General features: G+C 71.6%; 18 protein-coding genes and 1 pseudogene. 10 read left to right on the forward strand and 9 right to left on the reverse strand.

Annotated elements, in window-relative coordinates:
• The first annotated feature begins 222 nt into the window (after positions 1 to 222).
• Positions 223 to 1,158 (forward strand): NAD-dependent epimerase/dehydratase family protein, encoded by a 936-nt coding sequence (locus ACWEV3_RS33570; RefSeq protein ID WP_452617738.1) that lies wholly within the window; start codon positions 223 to 225, stop codon positions 1,156 to 1,158.
• A 382-nt stretch (positions 1,159 to 1,540) separates the two neighbouring features.
• On the opposite strand, the gene ACWEV3_RS33575 is transcribed toward ACWEV3_RS33570, so the two are convergent.
• Entirely contained in the window at positions 1,541 to 4,237 is a 2,697-nt protein-coding gene (locus tag ACWEV3_RS33575) for a BTAD domain-containing putative transcriptional regulator (RefSeq protein ID WP_452617739.1), read from the reverse strand.
• Between the two features lie 226 nt (positions 4,238 to 4,463).
• Positions 4,464 to 4,619 (reverse strand): annotated as a pseudogene (locus tag ACWEV3_RS33580) (DUF4913 domain-containing protein); the annotation flags it as partial.
• Here ACWEV3_RS33580 and ACWEV3_RS33585 point away from each other — a divergent pair.
• Positions 4,545 to 4,886 (forward strand): hypothetical protein, encoded by a 342-nt coding sequence (locus tag ACWEV3_RS33585; RefSeq protein ID WP_452617785.1) that lies wholly within the window; start codon positions 4,545 to 4,547, stop codon positions 4,884 to 4,886. The pseudogene ACWEV3_RS33580 and the gene ACWEV3_RS33585 overlap by 75 nt on opposite strands.
• Positions 4,887 to 4,941: 55 nt before the next feature.
• On the opposite strand, the gene ACWEV3_RS33590 is transcribed toward ACWEV3_RS33585, so the two are convergent.
• Positions 4,942 to 5,853 (reverse strand): aminoglycoside phosphotransferase family protein, encoded by a 912-nt coding sequence (locus ACWEV3_RS33590; RefSeq protein ID WP_452617740.1) that lies wholly within the window; start codon positions 5,851 to 5,853, stop codon positions 4,942 to 4,944.
• 62 nt (positions 5,854 to 5,915) lie between these two features.
• On the opposite strand from ACWEV3_RS33590, the gene ACWEV3_RS33595 reads away from it, so the two are divergent.
• The gene (locus ACWEV3_RS33595; RefSeq protein WP_452617741.1) at positions 5,916 to 6,284 is read left to right on the forward strand and encodes an MBL fold metallo-hydrolase; all 369 of its coding nucleotides are present in this window, start codon (positions 5,916 to 5,918) and stop codon (positions 6,282 to 6,284) included.
• A 95-nt stretch (positions 6,285 to 6,379) separates the two neighbouring features.
• Here the strand turns inward: ACWEV3_RS33595 and ACWEV3_RS33600 are convergent, their stop codons facing one another.
• On the reverse strand, positions 6,380 to 7,663 hold the full coding sequence (locus ACWEV3_RS33600; protein ID WP_452617742.1) for an MFS transporter: 1,284 nt from the start codon (positions 7,661 to 7,663) through the stop codon (positions 6,380 to 6,382).
• Between the two features lie 130 nt (positions 7,664 to 7,793).
• Positions 7,794 to 8,936: an erythromycin esterase family protein gene (locus tag ACWEV3_RS33605; protein WP_452617743.1), complete on the reverse strand. Its 1,143-nt coding sequence runs from the start codon at positions 8,934 to 8,936 to the stop codon at positions 7,794 to 7,796.
• 81 nt (positions 8,937 to 9,017) lie between these two features.
• Between ACWEV3_RS33605 and ACWEV3_RS33610 the strand changes: the two genes are divergently transcribed.
• Entirely contained in the window at positions 9,018 to 9,746 is a 729-nt protein-coding gene (locus ACWEV3_RS33610; protein ID WP_452617744.1) for a TioE family transcriptional regulator, read from the forward strand.
• Positions 9,747 to 9,755: 9 nt separating this feature from the next.
• On the opposite strand, the gene ACWEV3_RS33615 is transcribed toward ACWEV3_RS33610, so the two are convergent.
• Positions 9,756 to 10,691 (reverse strand): alpha/beta hydrolase, encoded by a 936-nt coding sequence (locus tag ACWEV3_RS33615; RefSeq protein WP_452617745.1) that lies wholly within the window; start codon positions 10,689 to 10,691, stop codon positions 9,756 to 9,758.
• Between the two features lie 89 nt (positions 10,692 to 10,780).
• Entirely contained in the window at positions 10,781 to 11,977 is a 1,197-nt protein-coding gene (locus tag ACWEV3_RS33620; RefSeq protein WP_452617747.1) for an FAD-dependent oxidoreductase, read from the reverse strand.
• 53 nt (positions 11,978 to 12,030) lie between these two features.
• On the opposite strand from ACWEV3_RS33620, the gene ACWEV3_RS33625 reads away from it, so the two are divergent.
• The 3 genes from ACWEV3_RS33625 to ACWEV3_RS33635 all read left to right on the forward strand — a co-directional run bounded on the left by ACWEV3_RS33625 (position 12,031) and on the right by ACWEV3_RS33635 (position 13,355).
• Positions 12,031 to 12,633 (forward strand): PadR family transcriptional regulator, encoded by a 603-nt coding sequence (locus tag ACWEV3_RS33625; RefSeq protein WP_452617748.1) that lies wholly within the window; start codon positions 12,031 to 12,033, stop codon positions 12,631 to 12,633.
• Positions 12,634 to 12,918: 285 nt separating this feature from the next.
• On the forward strand, positions 12,919 to 13,101 hold the full coding sequence (locus tag ACWEV3_RS33630) for a hypothetical protein (protein ID WP_452617786.1): 183 nt from the start codon (positions 12,919 to 12,921) through the stop codon (positions 13,099 to 13,101).
• On the forward strand, positions 13,098 to 13,355 hold the full coding sequence (locus ACWEV3_RS33635; RefSeq protein WP_452617749.1) for a hypothetical protein: 258 nt from the start codon (positions 13,098 to 13,100) through the stop codon (positions 13,353 to 13,355). The genes ACWEV3_RS33630 and ACWEV3_RS33635 overlap by 4 nt, the downstream gene beginning before the upstream one ends.
• On the opposite strand, the gene ACWEV3_RS33640 is transcribed toward ACWEV3_RS33635, so the two are convergent.
• Positions 13,356 to 14,570 carry a molybdopterin molybdotransferase MoeA gene (locus tag ACWEV3_RS33640; RefSeq protein ID WP_452617750.1) on the reverse strand — a complete coding sequence of 405 codons (1,215 nt, stop codon included), beginning with the start codon at positions 14,568 to 14,570 and terminating at the stop codon, positions 13,356 to 13,358.
• A gap of 281 nt (positions 14,571 to 14,851) precedes the next feature.
• On the opposite strand from ACWEV3_RS33640, the gene ACWEV3_RS33645 reads away from it, so the two are divergent.
• The 3 genes from ACWEV3_RS33645 (at position 14,852) to fdhD (ending at position 19,292) form a co-directional block, all read left to right on the forward strand.
• Complete coding sequence (locus ACWEV3_RS33645) at positions 14,852 to 17,137, forward strand: FdhF/YdeP family oxidoreductase (RefSeq protein WP_452617751.1); 2,286 nt, start codon at positions 14,852 to 14,854, stop codon at positions 17,135 to 17,137.
• A gap of 95 nt (positions 17,138 to 17,232) precedes the next feature.
• Positions 17,233 to 18,471, forward strand: coding sequence for an MFS transporter (locus tag ACWEV3_RS33650; protein WP_452617752.1), 1,239 nt, complete (start codon positions 17,233 to 17,235; stop codon positions 18,469 to 18,471).
• Positions 18,459 to 19,292, forward strand: coding sequence for a formate dehydrogenase accessory sulfurtransferase FdhD (gene fdhD, locus ACWEV3_RS33655; RefSeq protein WP_452617753.1), 834 nt, complete (start codon positions 18,459 to 18,461; stop codon positions 19,290 to 19,292). Before ACWEV3_RS33650 ends, fdhD begins: the two co-directional genes overlap by 13 nt.
• A 3-nt stretch (positions 19,293 to 19,295) precedes the next feature.
• Here the strand turns inward: fdhD and ACWEV3_RS33660 are convergent, their stop codons facing one another.
• Positions 19,296 to 20,198, reverse strand: a complete 903-nt coding sequence (locus tag ACWEV3_RS33660; protein WP_452617754.1) for a LysR family transcriptional regulator — start codon at positions 20,196 to 20,198, stop codon at positions 19,296 to 19,298.
• Positions 20,199 to 20,480: the final 282 nt, after the last annotated feature.

The following is a 20,480-nucleotide window of genomic DNA, read 5'->3' on the forward strand; positions in this document are numbered from 1 at the left end:
CATCACTCCAACGCCCCGAACCACTCCCGCTGAGCCGAAAGCGTATCCCGGACGCCATCGGCCGAATAGGCGGACTCGATCACCCAGAACGGATCAACGCCGAGTCACCCGGTCGCACCAGCGCGCCGGGGAGTTTCGCCACGCACGGCGAAAGCCCCGATCCGCGCAACACCGGGAGCCGCCGGACGGTAGCGTCGTCGGCGTCGAAAGGGAGGTGACCGGATGTCCGTCCACATCGTGGTCGGCAAGGGGCCGATCGGCGTCGCCACGGCGAATCTGCTCGCGCAGCAGGGCCATCGAGTTCGCCTGATCAGCCGTTCCGGCGGTCCCGCCGAAGGCTCGATCGAGCACGTCGCGCTGGACGCCGGCGATGCTGAGCAGCTCGCCGCGGCCAGCGCCGGAGCGGTGGCCATCTACAACTGCGCCGCCCCGCCCTACCACCGCTGGATCCAGGACTGGCCGCGGTTGTCGGCCGGCTTGCTCGATGCCGCCGAACGCACCGGCGCGGTTCTGGTCCTCACCGGCAACCTCTACGCGTACGGCCCGACGAACGCTCCCATGACCGAAGATCTCCCGCTGAACGCCCGATTCCGCAAGGGCGAGGCGCGGGCCCGCGTCTGGCGGGACGCCCTGGCCCGCCACCAGGAGGGACGCGTCCGCGTGGCGGAAGCACGCGCGTCCGACTTCATCGGCCCCGGCGTGACGGCGGGCGGTCACCTGGCCGAGCGCGTCGTGCCCAAGCTGTTGCGGGGACGGCCCGTCCAGGTCCTCGGCGACCCGGACGCGGCGCACAGCTGGACCTACGCGCCCGACGTCGCGCGCACCCTGGTGCGGCTGGCCGCGGAAGAGCGGGCATGGGGCCGCGCGTGGCACGTGCCCACCGCGCCGCCCATGTCGGCGCGTCAGGCCGTCGAGGAGATGTGCCGGATCGCCGGCCTCGCGACGCCCCGCGTGTCCGCCCTGCCGTGGTGGGCGCTGCGAGCGATCGGCGTGGTGTCCCCGCTGGTCCGCGAGCTGCACGAGATCCGCTACCAGTTCGACTCACCGTTCGTGATCGACTCCAGCGCCTACTCGGAAGCGTTCGAGGAGGAGCCCACCCCGGCCGGGGAAGCGCTCGCGAAGACCGTCGAGTGGTGGCAAGCGAGGCTCGCCACCTGAACCCGAGCCGTTGCGGCGGTCCGGCGGAACAAGCACAGCGGCGCAAGGCCCGCCGATCGGCATTCGCATGCTGATCGGCGGGCCTCCAATTGCGTCGGCACGGCCGGATTCGAACCTGAACCCCCCTTGTTCCCCAGCGTTCTCCGAACAGGTGCGCCTCCGCGGAACCGACGTGGCTGAAACCGATCACGTCACGGCCAACGCCCGCCCTGCGACGGCCCTGCCCGCTTCGTCGATTCGGATCGGCCGTCTCGGACTCCCCCTGCATCCGAGCCGGCCGTCAGCATCCGAAGATCGTCGCAAGCCGCGCTTTCCTCGCGCTTTCGCGGCGGCTGCGGCGAGTTGGGCCGAATCCCCGAGATCACGGTCGGCGCGGCCGTGATCAGGTCGACCGCTGTTCCAGGGCGAGCGCGCGAGCTCGTTCCGCCTGCGCCTCGCGGATGCGTCCCATTTCCCCGTAGAGGACGCCGAGGATGCGCCTGGCGTGGGCTTCGAGGGTCGCCGATCCGCATTCCCCGGCTATCGCCACGGCTCGCTCGCCCCAGTCCAGCGCGTCGGTGAGCATGTTGAGCCGTCGGCAGGCGTTGCACAGATCGGCCAGGAAGCGCCCCTCCTCGGCGAGATCGCCGGTCTGCCTGGCCTGCGTGTAACCGGCCACCGCCCGTTCGAAGTCGCGGTTCGCGTCGATCACGTACTGGGCGCCGAGGTCGGCCGGCGCCTCGCGGTGCGGGAACAGGGCGGCGGCGATTCGCATCGATCGCTGCGTGTGGTGCACGGCTTCGGGATACCGGCCGGTGCGGTGGTGGAGCAGGCCGAGCCAGAAGTGGGCGATGATGTTCAGATCGTCGTCGTGGCCCTCCTGCAGGGCCAGCGACTTCTCCAGCAGGTCGCGGGCGTCGTCGTAGTCGCCCTGCAGCGTGTACACGCCGCCTAGCCAGGTGAGCATCACCGCCTGGCCTTCGTGATCGCCGGCGGCGGTGGCGGCGGCGAGCCCGATGCGATGGGTCTCCGCCCAGTCCTCGTAGTAGGTGTCGAGCAGGAAGAAGCTCCACATCGCATTGGCGAGCTGCCAGGCATGCGTCGACCGGCCCTCGTCCGCGGCGCAGGCGACCGCGGCGATGAGGCAGGCACGTTCGGCTCGCAACCACGTCTCGGCCTGTTCGCGGGTTTCCAGGACGGGGCCGTGCGCGGGTTCGCTGCCGGTGAGGCTGAACCGCACCTTTCGCGGCTGGATGGTCTGGATCGCCGCGACCGCGGTGTGGAGGTAGTAGTCGAGGAGGCGCCCGGTCGCCTCGCGCCGCTGGTCGGCGGAGTCCTCCTGCTCGACGACCGCGCGGGCGTAGTCGGCGAGCAGGTCGTGCAGGCGGTAGCGGTCGCCGCCGGTGGCGATCACCAGGTGCTCGTCCGCCAGGCCATCGAGCATCCGCCGGGCGGCCGCGGGTGTCACATCCGCCAGCGCCGCGACGGAGTGGGCGGTGAAGTCCTCGCCCGGATGCAGTCCCAGCAACCGGAAAACCCGCTGCTCGTCGGCCGCGAGGGCACGGTAGGACAGCTCGAACACCGGCCGGAGCCTTCGGGTTCCGGCCGCGATCTCCGCCAGCCGGTTGCCGGGCTCGGCCAGCCGGCCGGCCAGCTCCGCGAACGACCACCCCGGCCGGGACTGCATGCGGCGGGCGACCAGCGCGATCGCCAGCGGCAGCCGACCGCACAGCTCGACGACCCGTTCGACCGCCGCCGGCTCGGCCAGCACCCGGTCTTCGCCGACCATCCGCACGAACAGCTCTTCCGCTTCGGCGCGGGTGAACGCATCGAGCACCAGCGCGCGGGATCCATCCACCGCCAACGCTCGTCGGCTCGTGATCAGCACCAGGCTTTCCGGGCTCGCGGGCAGCAGCGGGAGCACCTGGTCCTCGCTCGCCGCGTTGTCCAGCAACACCAGCGCTTTCCTGCCGAAAAGCCGGTCGCGGTACAGCGCCGCCCGCTCGTCCAGCCCGTCCGGGATCTGGTCCCCCGGCACGCCCAGCAGCCGCAGGAACGACGCCAGCACCGCGGCCGGGTACGCGGGCAGCCGGTCGGCATGCCCGTGCAGGTCTACGTACAGCTGGATGTCCGCGTACCGGCCGGTGGACACCAACCGGTGCGCCGTGTGCAGCGCCAGCCGCGTCTTCCCCACCCCGCCCATGCCCTCGATCGACCGGATCACCACGGCCGTCGGGCTTCCGGACGACGACAACTCCTCGTGCAGCACCCGCAGCTGTTCCCGGCGACCGCAGAAGTCGCTGATATCAGCTGGAAGTTGCCGGTGCGCGCTCACCGGCGCCGGGTCGGCGCGGGCGGGCCCGGGGTCCAGCTCCAGCGGCCGTCCGGCCAGGATCGTCGCTTCCAACGATCGCAGCTGCGGCCCCGGCTCTATGCCGAGCTCCGACACCAGGATCTTTCGCGCGTCCCGGTAGACCGCCAAGGCGTCGGCCTGCCGCCCTCCCCGGTACAGGGCCGTCATCAGCAGCGCGTGCAGTCGTTCCCGCAGCGGATGCCGTCCGGCGAGGTCGGCGAGCTCACCGACGATCGCGGCATCCCGGTCGCAACGGATCTCGGCGGCGTACAGCTCCTCGAACGCCGCCAGCCTGCGCTCGACGAGCCGCTGCACCTCGCCGTGCAGATCCGCGACGTCCACGCCCTGGTAAGGCTCGCCGCGCCACAGCGCCAACGATTCGCGGATCAGCGCCGCGCTGCGCCGCGGGTCGTCGGAGCGCTCCGCTTCGCCCAGCAGCGCACCGAACCGGTCGGCGTCCAGCTCACCGGGGAGCACCCGCAGCCAGTAGCCCTCCGGGCCGAACCCCAACCGCCCCGGATCGTCCAGCAGGCCCCGCAGCCGGTGGACCTGGAGCTGGAGCCGGGCGCGCCGGTCCTCGGCGGCCCCGTCCGGCCACAACGCCCGGACCAGCGCGTCCGCGGAGACCGGCTCGTTGGCTCGCGCCAACAGCATCGCCAGCAGCCGACGGCGCAACTCGCCGGGCACCGCGACCGCAGCACCGCCGCCACGCGCCAGGCGCACCGGTCCCAACACCTCGAACCGCACCAGCACCACTCCTCGGGTTCAGCGGATGTGCGCGGAGATCGAGTCGCTCACCGCGCGGGTTTCGTGACGGATCGCCCGGGTGGTCAGGCGGTCCGCTTCGTCGAACTCGCCGCGTCGCCGGAGCAGCCCGGCGAGTTCGTAACCGGCCCGCGGGAGCCGGAACGGAAGGCAGCGGCACGGGATCCTGGTGGTGCTCCGGGCTGAACGGGCCCTTGCTGGAGAGCAGGACCTCCAGGTGCGGATCGAGGTGATCGCGGTACCACACGGCCATGCCCGTCCCCGGTTCGTACCGCAGCACCTCCCAGGCGTGCCACAGCGCGTGGAACCGCGAGACGGCTTCGGAGTGCTTCCACCACTGCGCGCACCACCGGTAGTCGCCCAGCGGTCGGCAGTACATCGGCAGGAACCGGTAGACGACGAACTCCTCGACGTTGCGGAAGACCGGCTGCGGCTTCTCGTCGTGCTCAGCCGCGACGTCGACGACGTCCTGTTCCTCTTCCGCGAGAACGGCATCGTCGGCCGGGCGCATGTCTTCGGCCACCTTTCCCTCCGCGGCTCGGCGAACACCGGGTGCAGCGGCGGGCGAATCCCCTGGATCGCACCCACCGCACACCGCAACCTACCCGCTAGGGCGGCACGGCGGTGGTGATCCGCAGATCACGCCCGCTGTTCGCGCGCCCCGCACCTCAGTCCACAAGAGACGGTCAGCCGCCGAAGAGGTCGTGATCGGCGAGGACTTCGTCGATCACGAGCCGTTGGACGGCGGCTCCTTCCGGGTCCTCGTCGATGCACTCCGTGAGCGTCAGCAGGGCCTTCCACAGAGCCCAGCCCCTGGCGCGCGCCCAGGTCGCCTCGTCGTGGCCCACCTCGTCGCGGAACGTCCGGCGGCTCTCGCCGGAGAAGAACGTCCACGCGATCACCAGGTCGCTGGCCGGGTCGCCGACGCCCGAGGTCCCGAAGTCGATCACGGCCGCGAGATTCCCGTTGTCCACCAGCAGGTTCCCGTGGGCGACGTCGCCGTGGAACCAGATCGGCTCGTCGCGCCATTCGGTCGCCAGGGCGGCGTCCCAGACGGCGGCGGCCCGGGCGGAGTCGACGCGCTCGCCGAGGATCGCCAGGCAGCGGCGGGTTTCCTCGTCGTAGTGGCGCACCGGAGCGCCCCGGTAGAAGCTGTGGGCCCCGGCGAGCGGGCCTCCGGTGGCGTCGCAGCGCTGGAGGGCCTTGATGAACTCCGCCAGCGAAGCGGCGAACTGCGACATGTCGTCGATGCGGCCCCGATCGGCTGTTTCACCGGGCAACCACCCGCGCACCGACCACGGGAACGGGTAGCCCTCGCCCGGGGCTCCCTCCGCCAGGATCGGCGGCACGGCGACCGGCAGCGACGGCGCGAGCCGCGGCAGCCAGCGGGTTTCCTTGGCGATAGCGGGAACGTAGCCGGCGGCGGTGGGCAGCCGCACCGTCATGTCCGCGCCGAGCCGGTAGGTCCGGTTGTCCCAGCCGTCGACCTCCACCGGCGTCACGGGCAAGCCGCTCCACTGCGGGAACTGCGCATCGATGAGGCGTTCCACCAGGGCGGCGTCGATGCCGGCGCGGCCGTCCGGGGCGTTTGCATCCACCTCCCGATCATCGCGCAGGCAGCCGCCGCACCCGATCGGGGGCCGCAGTCGCCACGACCGGGGTGCGCGCGAGCGTCCGGGCGTTCGCGGTGGACCACCTGTGCCCGACCTGGAGCCTGCGCGTCGAGGCGGAAGGCCGGGTGTTCGCCTTCACCGGCGACACCGGTCCCAGCGACGGGATCACCAAGCTCGCGGAGGGCGCCGACGTGCTGCTGTCCGAGGCGTCCTGGCTCGACTTCCCCGACCAGCCCACCGGAATGCACCTGTCCGGCAAGCAGGTCGGCGCCCCGGCGGCCTCGGCCGGGGCCCGACGGCTGCTGCTCACCCACTACTCGCCGTGGACCGACCAGGACGCGCTGGCCCGGGAAGCCCGCGACGCCTTCGACGGCCCCGTGGAGATCGTCCACGCGGGCACCACCTACACCATCTGACCGAACCTCCCGCGGCACAGAGCGGTCCGCAATTTCCATTGAAATCGAAGGTTCGATTTCAATGGAAATTGCGGCGGGAAGCCGCGTTCCGCGCGTCAGGCAACGACTTCCGCTAGTTGGCGCCGCTTGGCCTCCTCGACGCCGGCCAGGACCTGCGGGGTCACCGAGCGCAGGAAGAACGGCATGATGATCAGGACCGCCAGGGCGAACACGGCGAAGGTCGCGCGCATGCCGGCGAACTCCGCGAGCAGCCCGCCCACTCCGGCGCCGACCGGCATCGCGCCCCAGCTGAACAGCCGCGCCGCCGCGCTGTAGCGGCCCATCATCTCCGGGTCCACCAGGTACTGCGCGATGGTGCGCGCGTTGACCGCCCACAGCGTGCCGCCCATGCCTCCCAGGAACGCGCCCACTGCCAAGATCCACAGGTCCGTGGTCAGCACCGGCGCCGCCACCATCGCCAGGGTGCCGACGAGGTCGGCGAACAGGGCCCACCGGCGGCCGATGAGCCGGTTCACCGCGGTGACCGTCAGCGCGCCGACCAGGCCGCCGATGCCGAGCGCGCTCAGCAGCACCCCGTACTCGCGGGCGTCCAGGCCCAGCACCGTGGTCGCCATCAGCGGCATCAGCGCGAGCCACGCTCCCCAGCAGGAGCACAGCACGGTCAGGACCAGGGCCATCAGCCGCAGGAGGCGCTGCCGCCACAGGTACCGCAGGCCGCTGCCGATCTGGCGGCTCACGCTCGCCGGTTCCCGCCCGGCCGTCCGCGGCACGCGGAACCGGCCGACGAGGAACACCAGCAAGACCGTGCCCAGCACGTACCCGGCGGCGGTGGCGCCGAGCGCGAAGGCGCTTCCGGCGGCGAGCAGCAGGCCGCCGACGAACGGGCCGCAGAACTCGTTGCAGACCGTTTCCGCGCCGGTGATCCAGGCGTTGGCCCGTTCCCGCCAGCGCGGGCCGACCGCCGTCGGCGTCAATGCCATCGCCGAGGTCAGCGCGACCACTTCCGCGATGCCCAGCACCGCCCCGCCGACCAGCAGCAGCGGCAGGCCGATCGCGCCGGAGAACTGGCCGAACAGCAGCGCGGCGAGCGTCAGCAGGCGCAGCGAGTTGGCCAGCCACAACAGTTTCCGGCGATCGAACCGGTCGACCAGCACGCCCACGTGCAGCGCCGTCAGCAGCCACGGGAGCGTCAGCGTCATCGACACCGCCGCCACCGCGGCGGGCGAGTCCGTCAGCGTCGTCGCGATCAGCGGCAACGCCATCTTGATCACGCCGTCGGCCAGGTTGGTGATCGCGGTGAACACCACCAGGACCAGCGTGTTGTGCGCACTGCGATCGCGGGGCCCCGGGGGCGCGTGCTCGGCGAGTCGGTCGGTCATCTCAAACGCACCTCGACGTAACCATCAAAACCGTTTTGGTGGATAGTAGCGACGTGGATCATCGCACGGCAATCCCGCGAACGGCAGCACTGGCCCGCGGGTGACGGCCCCGCCCGCAGCTCCGGTCACGTCACTCCGGGATCGCGCCGTCGGCGATGTGCAAGATCGCGTCAGCCGCGCCGAGGATCGCCTCGTCGAGCGGGAAGTAGCCCTGCTCCGGCGTGATGTCGGTACGCGTGCGGGCCGCCGCGACCGAGGCGGCCTTCGTCAGGCCCCAGGTGGTGATGCGGCCCTGCAGGATGCCCTCGCAGGTGTCCGGCTCGGGCTCCCCGAGGCCGATGGCGGCGCTGCGGCCAAGGCTGCCCGCGACGAAGGCGTACTGCTCGCCGAGCAGCGAAGCGAGGATGGCGCCGGCCCCGGACCAGTTGATGTCCATGTCTCCCAAGCGCATGTAGCTCGGGCCCCGCTTCAGGTGCAGGTTGTGCGCGAAGACCAGCGTCGCGCCGCGGCGGGCCTCGATGTCCCGGATCTCCAAGAGGTTCTGGGCCATGAGCGCATCCCGAGTGGCGGACAGGCCGGCGACCCGCGCGCTCTGCTCAAGGCGCTTCGCCGACTGCTTGTGGTAGCGCAGCAGGCCGAGACCGGCGGTGAGGTGCGTCTTGGCCCTGATCCACTCGACGCGCGATGTCGCCGCGATCAGTTCCGGTGCGCGCACGTAGAACGCGGTGAGCATGTCGTCGGCGATCGATCGCAGCGTCTCCGCCTCGGCGGTGGCGCCGACCGACATGGCCGGGTCCAGGATCGCCTCCGTGCGGCTCCACCGCTCGTCGTCACCGGCGAGGCTCGCGACGTCGAGGTCGATTCCCAGGTAGCCACGGGCGAATTCGAGGTAGCTGCGCGGGCTGGGCGCGCTCATCGTCTCCATGGCGGCGTCGAAGCCGTGGAAGACGAGTCGTTGTTCGGCGGGGCGGCTCTCGTTGTACTCGCGCATCCAGGCGACCAGCCGCCGGTTGGCGTCGAATTCCCCGAAGCCGTGGGAGAAACCCTCGCCCATCGCCGCGTCGAGGGTGTCAGCTCCTCCCTGGACGTAGTCGTTCACGGCGAGCGCGGCCACGCGATCGGTTTCGAGAGCGATCGACCGGAAGCCCCGGTCGGCCAGCTGGGCGAACAGCCGGTTGCGGAGCCGTCCGAAGGCCCGTTCCAAGTGCGTCGGCTCGCCGAAGGCCAGCAGGTCGCACGGCGGGGTCACGAAGTCGTTGATGTCCTGACTCATGCTCCTGAATCGTATCTTTGAAAGCTCAGTTGACACTTCCGATGCACTGGTCGCGGATTCATGCGGTAAAGTCTCAAACCGGTGAGAAACTTGCGACCAGCCGACCTCGCGCGCGAGCACGGCATCTCGACCCAGGCGGTGCGCAACTACGAGCGGGACGGGTACCTCCCGCCCGCCGAGCGCACGCACAGCGGCTACCGGGTCTACACCGCGGTGCACGCGGCAGCCCTGCGCGCCTATCTCGCCCTCGTCTCGGCGTACGGCCACGCGGCCGGCGGCCGGATCATGAACGCGCTCCACGACGACGCGCTCGACAACGCCCTGCTGATCATCGATCGCGGCCACGGCCAGCTGCTCCGCGACCGCGAAACCCTCGATGCGGTGCGGAAAGCGGTGGACCACCTGACGGCGGAGCCCGATGCCGCCCCAGACCGGCCGGAAGCCGCCGTGCCGCTGAACATCGGCGAACTCGCGCACCGGCTCCGCGTCACGCCCGCGACCCTGCGCAACTGGGAGGACGCCGGCATCCTCGTCCCCGCGCGAGACCCGGCCACCGGATACCGCCGCTACCGCGCGGGCGACATCCGCGACGCCGAGCTCGCCCACCTGCTCCGGCGCGGTGGCTACCCGCTGGAGCACATCTCCACCGTGGTCCAGCAGATCCGGACCGCCGGCGGCACCGAGGCGCTGTCCCGCGCCCTGGCCGACTGGCAGCGGAAGCTCACGGCGCAGGGCCGCGCCATGCTCGACGCGGCCACCCACCTCAGCCGCTACCTGGGCTTGCTCGACGAATCCCGGCCCTCTTCCTGAGGTACGGCCTTACTCCTCGGCCAGCCGGTCGCCGAGCCACGACTCGACATCCCGAACGGCGGCAGCGGCCATCGCCGTCGGGAAGGAGATGAAGCCCGGCCCGGACTCGGGGTACACCCGGACGTCCACGTCGCCGCCCGCGGCGGAGAGCCGGGCCGCCATCGCCAGGTTGTCGTCGAGGGCCTTGTCCAGTCCGCCCACGACGAGCAGGGCCGGTGGCAGACCGGCGAGATCACCGTAGAGCGGGGAGACGTCGGGGTCGGTGCGGTCGGCGACGTGACCCGCGTACGCCTGGATGAAGAACTCATCCGCGATCAGCCGACCGCCCGGAGATCGCCCGCTCAGGTCGTAGGCCCCGTACAGCAGGGCCGCACCGGCGAACCGCTCGGCCAGGCCCAGGGCCCGCAGGCGGAGCAGGGTGGCCACGGTCAGATTGGCTCCCGCCGACGCTCCGCCGATCGCCACTTTCCCCGTGCCGAACAGGGATTGGGCGTGCTCCACGAGCCATCGGGCGGCGGTTTCGCAGTCGTCGGGAGCCGCGGGCCACGGGTGCTCGGGCGCCAACCGGTAGTCGACGCTCACGACGGCCACCCCGAGTGACTCCGCCAAGCGGGCATTGCTGTCGTCGCCCCAGGCCGCCGATCCGAGGTAGAAACCCCCGCCGTGGATGTCGAGGAAGGCTCCGCGGATCTCTCCTCCCTCGGGGAGGGTGATGCGCACCGAGACCTGGCGCCCGCCCGCCTCGACGAGGCGGTCGACGGCCTTGCCGCCGGACCGGGCGGTGGAGGCCAGCCGCTCGCGGATCTGCCGCAGGCCCTCGGGCGTGGCCGGATCGGGCATCGGCTGGTCAGCGGCGGCTGCCCGCGAGGCGGCGTTGAACTGCCTGCTCTCCTCGACGTGCGCGGCCAGGTCCTCGTCGATCAGCCGATTCAGCCCGATCTCCATGCTTCTCCTCCCAGATTCCGCTCGACGGCGTCGCATGCCTGCGGATTCACGCCAAGACTCAGGCGCGACCCCTCGCCGGGCCGCCGGGGTCACCGCGCGGACGTCGCCGGTGAGTCCCAGTCGATGCGGTGACCGTACATCCAGTCCATGGACTCCGGGTTCGGCTTGTGCAGTTTGAAGATCAGCGGCAGCACGTGCCGCATCACGGGACCGAGCGTCTTGCCGTCGCCGTTGCGCTTCCCTTGCGCTACAACACGTTCCACCCGCGCACGGCGCAGCGACTCGTACGCGGCGAAAGCGGCGGCCACGCCGTCCGCGTCGCGCAGGCACTTCGCGAGCGTGACCGCGTCTTCGATCGCCATCGACGCGCCCTGGCCCGACGCCGGCGAGGTGGCGTGTGCCGCGTCGCCGATGATGATCATCCGATCGCGGTGCCAGGTCGGCACCTTCGGGAAGTCGTAGGTGTTCCAGCCAGCGAAGAGCTCGTCGCTCGCGGTGACGAGGTCGCGGGCGGGGCCGTCGTCCTCGGCGAAAAGGTCGAGCAGTTCGGCGCGCCACTGATCCTCGCTGACGGCGGCCAGTTCTTCCCTCGACAGCTCCTTCGGCTGGCGCGGGTTGGCGAACCACCACACGTCGCCGTTGGGGTGGACGAGATAGCAGTAGAAGCAGCCGCGCCCGAAGACCATGTGCATCTCGCCGGGTCCGGCGTCGAGCCGCAGTCCTTTGGCATAGCCGCCGGTGTTGAGCAGCGGCACGTACCTCGGCGCCGGCGCGTTCGGGTCGATGATCGTGCGGACGGTCGAGCGCAGGCCGTCGGCGCCGATGAGCAGGTCGGCGTGCGCGGTGCTGCCGTCGGCGAAGGTGGCGGTCACGCCGTCCCGTTCCGGCGTCGCGGCCACCAGCCGCTTGCCGTACTCGATCGGTATGCCGCGCCGCACGGCCTCGTCCCGCAACGAGCCGTAGAGCGCGGCGCGGGTGATGGTCTGCGTGCCGGTCCCGTCGGGTAGCGCTGCGCCGAAGCCGAACTCCGCCATGGGTCTCCCCCCGCCCATGCCGATGGACATCTTCGTGGTCGCGAACCCCTTGTCGCGCACGATCGCGTGCAGGTCGAGCGTGCCGAGCGCGGCGATGCCGTTGACAGCCAGGGTCAGGAACGCGCCGACGCCATCCGCGCCGCGGTCGTACGCCTCGTAGACGGTCGCGTCGATGCCGGACTTCTGGAGCGCCATCGCCGTGACCGGCCCCGCCACGCCGCCGCCGATGATCAATGCCTTCACTTTAGTCATATTATGACTATACATAAAATGACTCGTCGGACAAGGGCGCTAAGGTCTGTCCCATGGCGAGGAGCATCCATCGGCGGTCCGTGCTGGCACTCGTGCTGCTTTCCCTGCTGGCGGAGGAGCCGATGCACCCGTACCGGATGCGCGAGATGATCAAGGAGCGCGGCAAGGACCGGATCGCGAACGTGGCGCAGCGCAACAGCGTCTACCAGACGATCGACCGCCTGCTGCGCGCCGAGCTCATCGCCGTCCGGGAGACCGCCCGCGACGAGCGCAGGCCGGAACGCACTGTTTACGAGATCACCGACGCCGGGCGGGACGCACTGCGCACCTGGACCGCCGAGATGCTCGCGAGCCCGGCCCGCGAGTTCCCGGAGTTCCCGGCCGCGCTCGCCACCCTCATGGTCCTGACCCCGGATGACGTGACGGCCGGCCTGGCGAAGCGGGCGGCCGACCTGGCCACCTCGCTGGCGGCCGACCGCGAGGCCCTCCGAGCCGCGCCGGAGCTGCCGCGACTGTTCCTCCTGGACGAGGAATACTCGATCGCGGTCCGCGAGGCGGAGTTGAAATGGGTCGAGGGCGTGCTGGCGGCGCTGCGGTCCGGTGAGCTCACGTGGTCGGAGGAATGGATCCGAGCGGTGGCCGAAAAGCTCGCCTAGCCGATCGGGGCCGAAGTCCCGGCCCGACTGTGCTCCGGACATTGGCGATAGCACCGCGAACTACCCCGAGACCGGATTCCGGCCGGCGGCAACAGCCTTCCGCGCCGGGGCACCGATCCGGTGCCGGTTTTCCGCTGCCCAGGCGCGGTGGTGGGATGCGGTGGTCGGTGCGAGACCTGCGGGAGCGTGGTCATGGACGAGCGAGACGGCAAGCACCAGGACGCTGCGCAGCCGGAGTTCCGGCCCTCCCACCACCCGGCCGCCGGCTGGGGCGCCGCCTAGAGCGTGACCGAGTTCCTGATCCTGCCGTGCCTCGGTCGCACGGAGAAGGACCACCAGCGCCGCGGCCTGCAGGCCACGTCGGTGGAGGATTCGATGAGCATGGTGCACCTGTCGGTGGGCATGAAGCGCCCCGCGTCGCCGCACCTGCTGTCGGAGCCGGCGATCATCGCACGCTGGTGTTCATGAACGCCGACGACATGCGCGCCCGCGGCATCCGCCGGTTCGACGACGTCGACATCGCCAGCACGGCCTGGGATGGCAGCACCCGCACGCTGCGCCGGTGCAAGGCCATCCCCTACGAGATCCCGCGCGGCTGCGCGGCCGGTTACATGCCCGAGATGAACGTCCTCTGCGCCATCGGCGACTGCAGCACCCAGAGCGACCAGCCGCTGATGAAGCACCTCAAGGTCACCGTGGCGGCGTCGCGGCCCGCCGGGTGATCACGGTCGCGGCACCTCCAGCACGTCCACAGTGGAGCCGGTGGGCAGGCCGCCGGGCGGGACCACCGCGAGGCCGTCGGCGAGCGCGAGGCCGCGCAGCATCGCGGGACCGTCGAAGGGAAGCGGCGCGGCCGCGTTCTCGCGGAGCCGCACCGGCAGCAGCCTGGTGCTCCGCGGATGCCCGGGCAGCTCGACCGGGACGTCGACACGTCGCGGCTCCGCGTCCGGCCGACCGCTCAGGCGGCGCAGCAGCGGCAAGGCCAGCGTCACCGTTCCCGCGACGGCCGCGAGCGGGTTGCCGGGGAGCCCGACGAGCCGGCGGTTCTGCCCGTCCGCGGCTGGCGGAAGCTCGGCGAGCAGCATCGGATGACCTGGCCGCACGGCGACGGAGTCGACCAGCAGCCGGGCGCCGGTCTCGGCGAGCGCTGCGTGCAGGAAGTCGACGGGACCGGCGGCGGTGCTGCCGGTGGTGACCACGACGTCGGCCGGTGAGTGCCGGATCGCGTCGTGCAGCAGCTCGAAGTCGTCGGCGATCCGGCGCCGGCCGATCACGTCGCCGCCGGTTCGCAGCATCGGCGGCAGCAGCGGGCTCAGCGCGTCGCGGACCGCGCCTCGGCGGGGCAGGCCGGAGTCCAGCAGTTCGTCACCGAGGACCAGCAGCTCCACCGTCGGGCGCCGGTGGACGACGAGCCTGTCGTACCCGGCCGCCGCGGCCAGGCCCAGCACGGCGGGCGTGACCGTCGCACCCGCCGGCAGCAGCGGCTCGCCCGAGCGGCATTCCTGTCCCCGGGGCCGGACATCGCGGCCCGGGGCGGGCGGGCTCGGCGCGCGGTCGAACAGGATCCGGGCCGACCTCTCCACCTCGCCGTGCTCGCTGCGCAGCACCGCGATCGGGCCGGGTGGCAGCTCGGCGCCGGTCGCGATGCTCACGGCGGTGCCCTCCGCCAGCGGCTCCGGCCGCCCGCCGGCCAGCACGCCGGTGCCGCCGAGCCGCCACGGCCCCGGCCCCGCCACGGCCCAACCGTCCATTGCGGACGTGTCGAACGGCGGCAGGTCGGTGAGCGCGACGAGCGGTTCGGCGAGGGCGTGGCCGAGCGCGTCGGCGAGCTCGCGCGCAACCGCGGGCAGCGGCTCCCCGGCGGCCCTGGCGGCGTCCCGCGCCTGCGCCCAACTCTTCGCGGGCGCCTCGGCACCGATTCGTGCAACGAGATTCATCTGATTCCCCGCCCGGCGCACCGCCGACGGAACGCCTCGTGCTGTTCGCAATTCTCGGCGATGCGGAAATCCCGGTCGGTCTCCAGTTTCCGATATCGGGTCCGAATGGTCAAAGCGGAGTCCCCTACCAGCCGATAAGCAATGCCTATCACCGGCCGGACCGGAGTCGATAAACGGCGCCTATCAGATCATCACCGCTCCCTCTTTGACTTTCTCCCGCCGGTGCCGAACGCTGGAAAAGTGCGGCGGAATTCGGAAATGGACGAGGGGTTGGCCACGACATGAGCAAGATCGAAGATCCCGGCGAGGACGCCCTCTCGGTCACCCCGCCCAAGACCTGGGCGGCGGGACTGCCCGCGGTGGCGCACGCCATGGAGTACTCGCTGGGCCAGACGTCGGTCCGGCGGACCATGCTGACGCTGCTGAACCTCAACCAGGCCAAGGGAATCGACTGCCCCGGCTGCGCGTGGCCGGAACCCGGTCCGAAGCAGCGGCACCTCAACGAGTACTGCGAGAACGGCGCCAAGCACGTCAACGACGAGGCGACGTCCCGCCGGGTCACCGCCGACTTCTTCCGCCAGCACCCGGTCTCCGAGCTCGGCCGCAAGTCCGACTACTGGCTCAACCAGCAGGGCAGGCTCACCGAGCCGATGGTCAAGCGGCCCGGATCGGACCACTACGAGCCGATCACCTGGGACGACGCCCTCGGCCTGCTCGCGGACGAGCTGCGCGCGCTGGGCTCCCCGGACGAGGCGCTGTTCTACACCTCCGGCCGGCTCAACAACGAGGCCGCGTTCCTGCTGCAGCTGTTCGCGCGGGCGTTCGGCACGAACAACCTGCCCGACTGCAGCAACATGTGCCACGAGTCCAGCGGTTTCGCGATGCAGCAGACGCTGGGCATCGGCAAGGGCAGCGTGAGCCTGGACGACATCCACGAATCCGACCTGATCTTCGTCGTCGGCCAGAACCCCGGCACCAACCACCCGCGGATGCTGTCCGCGCTGGAGGAGACCAAGCGGCACGGCGGGCAGGTCGTCGCCGTGAACCCGTTGCCCGAGGCCGGGCTGATCCGGTTCAAGAACCCGCAGAAGGCCAGCGGGATCGTCGGCCGCGGCACCGCCATCGCCGACCAGTTCCTGCAGATCCGCCCCGGCGGCGACCTCGCGCTGTTCAAGGCGCTGAACCGGCTGCTGCTGGGGGCCGAGGACGCCGCCCCGGGCACCGTGCTCGACCACGAGTTCATCCGCGCGCACACCACCGGCTTCGAGGAGTTCGCCGAGCAGGCCCGCCAGATCTCCTGGGACGAGATCCGCGCCGCCACCGGGCTGACCCGCGAGGAGATCGAGCAGGGGCTCGACCGGGTGCTGGCCAGCAAGAGCGTCATCGTCTGCTGGGCGATGGGCCTGACGCAGCAGAAGCACGGCGTCCCCACCATCCGCGAGGTCGTCAACTTCCTGCTGCTGCGCGGGAACATCGGCAAACCGGGTGCCGGGGTCTGCCCGGTGCGCGGGCACAGCAACGTGCAGGGCGACCGCACCATGGGCGTCTGGGAGCAGATGCCGCAGTCCTTCCTGGACGCGCTGGAGCGGGAGTTCGGCTTCACCCCGCCCACCGAGCACGGCTGGGACTCGGTGGATTCCATCCGGGCCATGCTCGACGGCCGGGCCAGGTTCTTCCTCGGCGTCGCCGGGAACTTCGTGCGGGCCACGCCGGACAGCGACATCACCGAGCGGGCGATGCGCCGGTGCCGGCTGACCGCGCACATCTCGACCAAGCTGAACCGCTCCCACGCGGTGTGCGGCGAGATCGCGCTGATCCTGCCGACGCTGGGGCGCAGCGACCGCGACGTCCAGGCCGGCGCCGAGCAGTTCGTCACCGTCGAGGATTCGATGAGCGTGGTGCACGCCTCGCGCGGCCGCCTGGAGCCCGCCTCGGAGATGCTGCTCAGCGAGGTGGCGATCCTGGGCCGGCTGGCGCGGCTGACGCTGGGCTCGGATCCCGACATCCCGTGGGAGGAGTTCGAGGCGGACTACGGCGCGATCCGGGACCGGATCGCGCGGGTGGTGCCGGGGTTCGAGGACTTCAACGCGCGGGTGGCGGAGCCTGGCGGGTTCGCGCTGCCGAACCCGGTGAACAGCAGGGTCTTCCGCACGCCCAGCGGCAAGGCGGTCTTCACCCGCAACGAGTTCGAGATGCTGAGCGCGCCCGAAGGGCACCTCGTGCTGCAGTCGCTGCGCTCGCACGACCAGTGGAACACCATCCCGTACGCGCCGAACGACCGCTACCGGGGCATCCACAACGCCCGCCGGGTCGTGCTCGTCAACCCCGTCGACCTGGACGCGCTCGGGCTCGCCGACCGCGCCGCAGTGGACCTGGTGAGCGTGTGGCACGACGGCGTCGAGCGGCGGGCGCGCGACTTCCGCGTTGTCGCGTACCCGACGACGCCCGGCTCCGCGGCCGCGTACTACCCGGAGACCAACGTCCTCGTGCCGCTGGACAGCGTGGCCGACTTCAGCAACACGCCCACCTCAAAGGGAATCGTGGTCCGGCTGGAGCCCCGCGCCTGACGCCGCCAGCGGAATGTCCACATCGGATCGATCCGATGTGGACACCACGTCGTGCCAGGATCCCTCCGCACGCGAACCAGAAGGGCCGACCCGGCATGACGACCTACCGCACCGCGTCCAGCTGGATGCCGGCCGCGGCCGCGGTGTTCACCGCGGGGTGGGGCGCGAACCAGTTCGCGCCGCTGGCCGTCGTCTACCGCACGGAGCGACACTGGCACGACATCCCGGTCGCCGCGATGTTCACCACCTACCTGCTCGGCCTGCTCCCCGGCCTGCTGCTGGGCGGGCCCGCCTCGGACCGGCGCGGCAGGCGGATCGTCCGGCCTGCGCTCGCGTTGTCCGCCGTCGCCAGCGCGCTGCTGTCGCTGGCGCCGGTGTCGCAGCTCCCGGTGTACGCGAGCCGGCTGGCCGCGGGCGTCGCGGCCGGCGTCGTCCTCTCCGCGGGAACCACGTGGATCGTGGAGCTGTCGGCCGATCTCGGGCGCCCGAGCGCGGGCCCGCGCCGCGCGTTGAACGCGACCGGCGGCGGGCTGGCGGCAGGGGCCCTAGTGGCGGGCGTCCTCGCCCAGTGGTCGCCCTGGCCTGCGGTGTTCCCCGCGCTCGTGCACACCGCGCTGGCCCTGCTCTGCCTCGTCGCGACGCGGCAGGTACCGGAAACCGCGCCTTCCCCGGTGACGGTGGCCAAGGTCCGGCACGTCCGGGGGCTGGGCAGGTCGGCGGCCAGGCATCCGCGATTCCTGCGCGTGGTCCTCCCGGCGAGCCCGGCCGTGTTCGCCGCCGCGACGGTCGCCTACGTCGTGCTGCCGCCGCTGCTGGCCGACCGGGTTCCCGGCTACGCGCCGCTGTTCAGCGGGTTGGTCACGGCCCTGACGCTCACCACCGGCATCGCCGTCCAGCCGCTGGCGCGCCTGCTGGACCACGCGCGGAACGCGCGGGCGACGCTCGCCGGCATGGCCACCGTGATCGCCGGGCTGCTGCTGGGTTCCTACGCCGTGTACCGGGGTTCCGTCGTCCTGGCGTCGGCCGCGGCGCTCCTGCTCGGCGCCGGATACGGCCTCACCTCGGCCTCCGGCCTGCGCGAGCTCCGGCGGATGGCCCCGCCGCCGGCGCTGCCCTCCGCGGTGTCGCTCTACCACGGCACCACCTACATCGGCTTCCTCACGCCGCTGTTCCTGGCCGTCACCGCGGACGCGGCCCCGTACCCGGCCCTGCTGGCGGGCATGGCCGCCGCCGGCCTGCTGTTCCTCTCGATCACCGCCTGGCATTCCCGAAGCCACCTACCCCACCGGATCCCCGGTGAAATCCAGGAAAGGACGCAACGATGGGCCGAGTGACCGTGCGACGGCCGGTGCTGCGCATCCGCGACGGGGTGCGATCGCAGCGACCGGACACCCTGACGGCCGAGGAGCCGATGGAGATCCGGGTCGGCGGCCGCCCGCTCACCGTCACCATGCGCACCCCGGGGCACGACTTCGACCTCGCCGTCGGATTCCTGGTCAGCGAGGGCGTCGTCGATTCGGCCGACGACGTGGCCGCGATCCGCTACTGCGCGGGCGCCACCGCCGACGGCGGCAACACCTACAACGTCGTGGACGTCGCCCTCGCTCCCGGCGTCGCGCCGCCGGATGCGTCGCTGGAGCGGAACTTCTACACCACGTCGTCCTGCGGGTTGTGCGGCAAGGCGAGCCTGGAAGCGGTGCGCACCACGACGACCTGGCCCCTCGGCGAGGACTCGCTGCGGATCGAGCCGTCGACGCTGGCCGTCCTCCCCGACCGGCTGCGGGAAGCCCAGCGGGTGTTCGACAGCACCGGCGGCCTGCACGCCGCCGGGCTGTTCACCGCCGACGGCCGGCTCACGTGCCTGCGCGAAGACGTCGGGCGGCACAACGCCGTGGACAAGGTCGTCGGCGACGCCCTGCGCGCGGGCCGGCTGCCGCTTCGCGACTCGGTCCTGATGGTCAGCGGCCGGGCGTCCTTCGAGCTGGTGCAGAAGGCGGTGATGGCCGGGATCCCCGCGCTGGCCGCCGTGTCCGCACCGTCCTCGCTGGCCGTGGACCTGGCCGCGGACGCCGGGTTGACCCTCATCGGCTTCCTGCGCGGCACCTCGATGAACGTCTACAGCGGCGCCGAGCGGCTGCGGCCGGACCCGGCGTGAGGCTCACTCCAGCGCCCCGGCCACATCCACCGACCGCGCGACCTCGATGAACGCCCGGCCCATCACCGACCCGGGCTCCCGCGCGGTCGTCACCAGACCGACCCTCGCCTCGTGGTCCGGGGCCACCAGCGGAACGGCCTTCACCCCGGCCGTGTCGCTGATGGCCCGGGCGAACGGGGCGGGCACGATGCTGGACCACCGCCCCATCGCGACGTGCGCGCACAAGCCCGCGATCGAGTCGGTTTCCAGTTGCGGGACGGGCGAAATCCCGACTTCGGCGAAGACCCCGTCCAGCGTGCGCCGGCCGCGCATCGACGGCGTCAGCAGGCACAGCGGCACCCGCCCGGCCTCCGCCCAGGTCACCGACTCGCGGGCGGCGAACTCCCCCTCGGCGGGCGTCAGCAGCACGTACCGCTCCCGGTACAGCGCGACGCTGACCATGCCGGCCGCCTCGGCGTCGGCGAGGTAACCGATCGCGACGTCGAGCTCGAAGTTCTGCAGCCGCCGGAAGATCTCGTCGGTGGGCAGATCGGCCATGACCTGGACGCGGGCGAGCGGGTGTTCCGCGCAGAACCGCGCCGTGAGCGGCGGCACCGCGGGCGCGGCCGTCGGGATCACGCCGATCGAGAGCTGACCGGTCAGCCCGGTGCGCAGGGCGTTCACCTCCAGCCGCATCGAATCCCGGTCCGCCAGGATCTTCTCGGCCCAGCGGACGATGCGTTCGCCTTCCGGCGTCAGGCCCTGGAAACGGCGCTCGCGGCGGATCAGCGGGACGTCGAGTTCCTCCTCCAGCTTCCGAATCGCCTCGGACAGCGCAGGCTGCGAAACGGAGCACGCTTGCGCGGCGCGCACGAAATGCCGTTCGCGCGACAATGCCACCAAGTACTCGAGCTGCCGGAAGAGCATTTTGTTCACCTAACGCCAGAGGACCGCGGAACATCCTATCCCGGGATGCGAAAGCCGCCTTGCGACACCGCGTGACGTCGCATGCACACGGAGTCCCGGCGCGCAAATAGGTGCGACCTATTGCGAAATCGAAAATGTCACTTTGACTTTCCCCGAATGCCCGGCGGAGAATTCTGCCAGTGCCGATTCGGCCGCCGCGCGAAGGCGGCACGGCACCGCAGGAAATCCCGACTCGTACTGCCCGACACAAGCTCGCGGCCGGCGCGGCCGCGCAGCGCGGAA

Source organism: Saccharopolyspora sp. NPDC003752 (assembly GCF_053605825.1).